We start from the raw sequence: 3592 nt of genomic DNA, 5'->3' as shown, positions 1-3592 counted from the left end.
CCATAGAAAAAATCCCCTCCATAGTAAACAGATTAATGTGCTTTCTTTTTACTGTCTACTATAAGGGGATCATATCAATATGCGGGTTCTTTTTTTGTGGAGAAATTGTGCAGAAATTATGAAAATAATGTAAAGAATTTTTGTATTTTATGTAACAGTGTGGAAGAAAGTTGTTTTTTAAGCTTTTTTGTTGAAAAAGTCGGTTTGATAAAATTGTGTATTTTTGTTAGAATTTTATTGAAATTAAGAAGGTGTAATGAGGAGAATAACTCATTTTTACGTATATGTGAAAAAACGAACAATTTGGGGTGAAGGAATGGGCTATAAGTGTTATAGGATGGTGTATCATTTAGAAAACGGTAAAAAAATTAAAGATATAAAGGAATTTTGTTATCGAGATTATGGAAAAATGTTAGAGCGTGTAGCACATCGTGTAATGGATAACGCAGAAGTGACAGCGATTGATAAACAAGGAACAATTATTTCAATAGCTTGTGATGACATTGTAAAGGTAGAACTTGATTACATAAAAGAAAGTTAGCCTTGAGTCATATCGAATTATTCGATAAAATATACTGTTGAATGGTGAAGTGAGAAGAGAGGAGTTTATCATGGGTAGTACAAGACACTTTTATATGTTTATTTTGGCATTTGTACTTGTTGTAGCATTAACGGTATATTTAATTGTTGATAGCAGCTGGTACAACGCAGTGCATCCAGCATTTCTTATTTTTATGTATGTAGGAATTGCGGTTGTTAGTTTTGGGATGAGAGATGAAATGTTAGATCGCTTTGAGAAGTGATACATATATGGGAGACCAACAGGAAAATGTTGGTCTTTTTTTCTTGCTAAAAATAGGGAACTGTGTATATACACAGTGGAGGAAAACATGAATATTATTATTTCAAATTCTTCCCCAGACCCTATTTATGAGCAGATTAGTAAGCAATTGAGGCAGCTTATTTTAAATGGAGGTCTTAAGGGGGGAGATCAATTGCCGTCTATCCGCAGTTTAGCGAAAGAACTGCAGATTAGTGTGATTACGACGAAACGTGCGTACGAGGAGATTGAAAAGGAAAGGTACATTGAAACGGTTGCAGGGAAAGGAACATATGTCTCCGTACAAAATAATGAGCTTATAAAGGAACAACGATTGCGTTTACTAGAAAGTAAAGCAGAAGAGATTGTCCAGGAAAGTAAATTTTTGCAGCTTTCACTGGAAGAGTTGCAACAGATGATTACGTTTCTATATAAGGGGGAATAAGTGACATGTTAGAGTTAAAAAACGTTTGTAAAACTTATATTTTTCAGTGAAAAATATAAGTTTTACATTGCCGCGTGGATATATTATGGGATTTGTTGGGCCAAATGGTGCAGGAAAAAGTACGACCATTAAAATGATTATGAATTTAGTAAAGAAAAATAGTGGGGATATTACGATCTTCGGTAAGGATAATGCAAAAGCAGAAAAAGACATTAAGCAATATATTGGATTTGTGTATGATGAAAATCATTACTACGAAGAGTTAACATGTGAACAAATGAAGAAGATTATTGCACCTTTATATAAAAACTGGGATGAAGCGCAATATCAATCGTATATGGAGAGATTACAAGTTCCGAAAAACAAAAAGATTAAGCAGTTATCAAAAGGGATGAAAATGAAATTTGTGATTGCGTTATCGCATCATGCAGAACGCATCATCATGGATGAACCAACATCAGGTTTAGATCCGGTTGTCCGTAGTGAACTACTTGATATATTGCAAGAAATTGTGATGGAAGAAGAAGTATCGGTATTATTCTCGACACATATTACAACAGACTTAGAGCGCATTGCTGATTATATTACATTTATTCACGAAGGCGAAATTGTCTTTACGGGAGAAAAAGACGAAATATTAGAAAATCATGTGATTGTAAAAGGAAGTAATGACTTATTAGATCTTGAAGGAAAAGAACTCTTTATCGGATTACGTAAAAATAAATTTGGTTTTGAAGGGCTAGCGAAAGATAAGCAAGCAATTGAAAATTGGTTTGGGAACGAAGTTGTACTAGAAAAACCAACTTTAGATGATATTGTTGTGTATACAGCGAAGGGGAGAGGTGCCTATGCGTCAGCTCGTATATAAGGATTTGCTCTTTTTTTATAAAATATGTATAGGCTATTATGAGGTTTGGAGTGGGGGATATGGGTGCAAGGTATATCGCTCCTTTTGTAGGGACGATATTTGCCTTTTTAAGTAGCATGATAGTGAAGAATGTATGGGGAAATGTAGATAATCAATGGGCTTCTAGTTTATTCGTAAATGTATCCTTTTTAATTGGAATGCTTCTTATTTATGTTGCCTCTATGTTTTTAGCTATTGGCTTATACAAAGAGCGTGACTTATAAAAAAACAGGAAGAGGGATACATATAAAGCAACTCATTATGAAAGATTTTATTGTGCAAAGGAAAATGCTCATTTGGTATATAATCTATCCTTTTTTATTCTATATGGCGACGCGAGATAACCATAGTACATTCACACTTACGACAGTTATTATTCCTGTTATATTGATGATGAGAACTTTTTATAGTGATGAAAAAAATCAAAGCGAAAAGATGTTTAATAGTTTACCGATATCTAGAAAACAAATGATATTGGCAAAGTATATGTTTGCGCTGATTATTTTAATGACCAGTGTTATCATTGCTTACTTTACAGTAGGTATTCAGTTAAGAAATGAGACAGTGGATTTTGTAGAAACAACGGTTGTAACTAGTATGAGCCTCGGTTTTATTGTTTTTAGTTTAATTTTACCAATTTACTTTCTGCTAGGTTATCAGAAAACGTTTATGATAGCTTGTTTTCTATTAATCGCACCTATATTTATTTTAGAAGTTTTCTTTAAAGTAAATATAGAGCAATTGAATTTACATAGTGGGTTCTTATGCATGGGGGCAACTTGCATGTTGGTTTTCTCAATGTTGGCTTGTGTGAAATTATATGAGCGAATGGACATATAGCAGGGAAAAAGGTGCCTCATCACAAGACACCTTTTTCAATAGGGAAAATAACACAGGAGTAACTTATAAACAGAAACGGTGCTCGGCATCTCTTTTGGTGCATGTAATATAAGGCTGAAACATATAACAAAGAAAAGAAATAAGAAAAATAACAATAGGATATGTTTATGTATGGAATTTTGCATATAATCAGCTCCTTGTTGATATTATGTCCGGTTGGATTGGAAATATTATTAGATTTTAAAGAAATTAGGGGGAGATGTAATGATGAGAAAACGGACGCCAATAGGAAGAATATTAATTGGAATTGGATTGATTTTGTTCTCTTTAGGTCTTATGATGCTTAATTTTTACTCGGATATTAACTTATTTAAAAACTCGAATAAGGGTATTGGGACTGGCGTTTTTATTCTTGGAATACTATGTCTTATTGCATCCAATTTCTTTAGGTTGCCAATCAACGCGAATCATTAAGTATAAAAAAGACAGTTACTTCTTTTCAGAATGATATTATCCCCTTAAGGTAGACAGTGTAAAAAGACCATGAATAAACATGGATGTTACACTTTTACTTGGAGGG

6 protein-coding genes and 1 pseudogene are annotated in these 3592 nt (G+C 33.1%); all 7 read left to right on the top strand.

Annotated elements, in window-relative coordinates; all coding sequences use genetic code 11:
- Nucleotides 1–316 precede the first annotated feature (316 nt).
- Nucleotides 317–541, top strand: coding sequence for a DUF3929 family protein (locus tag JDS96_RS30015; protein ID WP_026008568.1), 225 nt, complete (start codon nucleotides 317–319; stop codon nucleotides 539–541).
- Between the two features lie 70 nt (nucleotides 542–611).
- On the top strand, nucleotides 612–803 hold the full coding sequence (locus JDS96_RS30010) for a hypothetical protein (RefSeq protein ID WP_016116299.1): 192 nt from the start codon (nucleotides 612–614) through the stop codon (nucleotides 801–803).
- A gap of 87 nt (nucleotides 804–890) precedes the next feature.
- A complete protein-coding gene (locus tag JDS96_RS30005; protein ID WP_199669032.1) occupies nucleotides 891–1265 on the top strand; it encodes a GntR family transcriptional regulator in 375 nt (124 codons plus the stop codon).
- Between the two features lie 5 nt (nucleotides 1266–1270).
- Nucleotides 1271–2133: pseudogene (locus JDS96_RS30000) on the top strand (ABC transporter ATP-binding protein).
- Nucleotides 2134–2192: 59 nt separating this feature from the next.
- Nucleotides 2193–2396, top strand: coding sequence for an ABC transporter permease (locus JDS96_RS29995; protein WP_242480031.1), 204 nt, complete (start codon nucleotides 2193–2195; stop codon nucleotides 2394–2396).
- A gap of 37 nt (nucleotides 2397–2433) precedes the next feature.
- A complete protein-coding gene (locus JDS96_RS29990; protein WP_206777253.1) occupies nucleotides 2434–3012 on the top strand; it encodes an ABC-2 transporter permease in 579 nt (192 codons plus the stop codon).
- 264 nt (nucleotides 3013–3276) lie between these two features.
- Nucleotides 3277–3486, top strand: coding sequence for a hypothetical protein (locus JDS96_RS29985; protein ID WP_199669030.1), 210 nt, complete (start codon nucleotides 3277–3279; stop codon nucleotides 3484–3486).
- Nucleotides 3487–3592: the final 106 nt, after the last annotated feature.

Origin of the sequence: Bacillus cereus group sp. N21 (genome assembly GCF_016483395.1) — a bacterium.
GTDB classification, from domain to species: domain Bacteria; phylum Bacillota; class Bacilli; order Bacillales; family Bacillaceae_G; genus Bacillus_A; species Bacillus_A pseudomycoides.
Note: the sequence above shows the minus strand (reverse complement) of the source record. Positions and strands in the feature narration are given on the sequence as shown.

Excerpts from the sequence above, each read along its gene's own strand:
- JDS96_RS29985 (WP_199669030.1), top strand. The coding sequence starts at position 3,277 with ATGATGAGAAAACGGACGCCAATAGGAAGAATATTAATTGGAATTGGA.
- JDS96_RS29990 (WP_206777253.1), top strand. The coding sequence starts at position 2,434 with ATGAAAGATTTTATTGTGCAAAGGAAAATGCTCATTTGGTATATAATC.
- JDS96_RS30015 (WP_026008568.1), top strand. The coding sequence starts at position 317 with ATGGGCTATAAGTGTTATAGGATGGTGTATCATTTAGAAAACGGTAAA.
- JDS96_RS30010 (WP_016116299.1), top strand. The coding sequence starts at position 612 with ATGGGTAGTACAAGACACTTTTATATGTTTATTTTGGCATTTGTACTT.
- JDS96_RS30005 (WP_199669032.1), top strand. The coding sequence starts at position 891 with ATGAATATTATTATTTCAAATTCTTCCCCAGACCCTATTTATGAGCAG.
- JDS96_RS29995 (WP_242480031.1), top strand. The coding sequence starts at position 2,193 with ATGGGTGCAAGGTATATCGCTCCTTTTGTAGGGACGATATTTGCCTTT.